Annotated in this window: 3 protein-coding genes; 1 reads left to right on the top strand and 2 read right to left on the bottom strand. The window is 69.2% G+C overall.

The annotated features are described in order from the left end of the window. Positions 1-997, top strand: a 997-nt coding sequence (locus AB0M20_RS41000; RefSeq protein WP_364306662.1) for a GGDEF domain-containing protein, incomplete at its 5' end; no start/stop codon positions are given. A gap of 1 nt (position 998) precedes the next feature. Here the strand turns inward: AB0M20_RS41000 and AB0M20_RS40995 are convergent. Both AB0M20_RS40995 and AB0M20_RS40990 read right to left on the bottom strand, forming a co-directional pair. Beyond that, positions 999-1,361 carry a hypothetical protein gene (locus AB0M20_RS40995; protein ID WP_364306660.1) on the bottom strand — a complete coding sequence of 121 codons (363 nt, stop codon included), beginning with the start codon at positions 1,359-1,361 and terminating at the stop codon, positions 999-1,001. 36 nt (positions 1,362-1,397) lie between these two features. Continuing rightward, positions 1,398-1,520, bottom strand: a complete 123-nt coding sequence (locus AB0M20_RS40990) for a hypothetical protein (RefSeq protein ID WP_364306659.1) — start codon at positions 1,518-1,520, stop codon at positions 1,398-1,400. Positions 1,521-1,884: the final 364 nt, after the last annotated feature.

The raw sequence follows: 1,884 nt of genomic DNA, 5'->3' as shown, positions 1-1,884 counted from the left end.
GGCCTATGTCCTGCCCGGCATTCCTCCGCTGGCCATCATCGCCCACCTAGTCGCGGTGGCCAGCTCGCGCTCCGTGCGCTCCAGCGCCCGCGAGCGCTTGCTGTCGCGGGCGGGACTGGCGATCGCTCAGGCCGGAAATGCTGAGGCCACCCGCGACGAGGCGCTGGCCGCGGTGTCCCGGCTCCTCGACGACGTACCCGGCGCCGTGGCTCGGTTCATCGACCTCGACCCGGGGGCGCGCCCCGCGCCGGAAGGCGGAGCTGCCGGCGGTCACGTCACCGACATCTCCCTGCCAATCGACAAGCAGCACACCATGGCGGTACGGATCGTCAGTCCGGACCCGCTGCCGGACGAAATCGGCGACGCGCTGTCGGTCATCGCCGCGCAGGTCTCGCTGGCGCTGACCAACGCCAAACTCACCGAGGACCTCCGTCGGCGCGCCGGCCATGACCCGCTGACCGGGCTGGCCAACCGCCGGACGATGGAGGAACAGCTCGCGGCCGGCCTCGAGATTTCGGCTGACTACACCGTCGGGTTGCTCATGCTGGACCTCGACGGCTTCAAACAGATCAACGACACTCTCGGCCACGCGGTCGGCGATGCCCTGCTCATCGGCATCGCGGAGCGGCTCAGGCAGCAGGTGCGTCAGGACGACATCGTCGCCCGCCTCGGCGGCGACGAGTTCGTGGTCGTCATGCCGGACGTGCACGACCCTGGCGACGTGCTGACCATCGGGCATCGCCTTCTGCAGGCGATCCGGCTGCCCATGCGGATCGATGAGCACGTCGTCACGGTCAGCGCGAGCGTCGGCATGACCGTCAACCATCCGGGCGTCAGCCTCGCGGAACTCCTGCGAGAGGCCGACGAGGCGATGTACGAGGCGAAGCGGTCCGGAAAGAACCAGGGGTGTGCGGCCCTTCCCCTGGCCCGGCGGGCGGCAATCGCCGACGCTGCGGGGCGGGTGGGCGCGCCCCTCGTAGCCGCCGAGCCTTCCTGAATTACGAGGAGCGGCCCGGATGCGGAGAGGCGCAGGGATGTGGCGTTCGGAGGCAGCGGACCAGCTGCACCAGGACCCTGGGCAAGCGCTCGCCGGAACCCGAGGCAACGTCGCGGAACATCGTGACGGCGGTCTGCTCGGCCTGCTCCGCGATCTCGGCCAGCTCAGCACCCAGGGTTCGCTCGAGCTCTTCCTCGACGAACCCCCGCATCCTCAAGACCGCGCGCTCGGCACTGGCCTGCCTGGCCTCCCCCAGCTGGCGCGCCGCCGCGGCCAGCCGCAGCATGACCAGGAGGGCGAGGGCAAAGGCGACGGCGGCCAGACTCGTGGAGGCGTCATGCGGCTGGTTGGTCGCCAGAGCCACCAACGTGCTGATGACCGGGGCCGCTGCTGCGACGGCCTACGACCATGGCGCTCGAAGCGACAGCAGAGCGGCCAGGACCACGGTGTATCCCATCCGGAACCACGAGGTGTCCTCGAGGCTGACGGCTGCCGTCAGTACGCCCACGTTGCACAGCAGCACCGCGAATCCGGCGCGCGGTCGCCGACCATGGGACGAGGCGTGGAACGATCTATCAGGTCCGGCTGGAGACCCTTGATCAGTTCGGGGTCGTTCATCCTTATCGAGGGCAGCTACCCGAACAAGCTGCGGAGGTCTGACGGACTGTCATCGAAAGCCGCCTGGCAGGCTCCTTCAGGCACCTCGCCAGCAGACTTGGCACCCGGGTTGACGAGTCGTTGACGCGCGGCGCGGGCCTCCTCGACCAAGCGGCGGGCACGTTCTGCGGTCGCAAGAGCACGCTGCCTCGCCTCAACAGAGCGGGCACTCGCCTCACGCGCGATGACCAACGCTGAAGGCTTAACAGAGGTGTCACTGACGACAGCCA

Origin of the sequence: Actinoplanes sp. NPDC051633, assembly GCF_040681735.1 — a bacterium.
In the GTDB taxonomy this organism is placed as follows: Bacteria; Actinomycetota; Actinomycetes; order Mycobacteriales; family Micromonosporaceae; genus Actinoplanes.
Note: the sequence above shows the minus strand (reverse complement) of the source record. Positions and strands in the feature narration are given on the sequence as shown.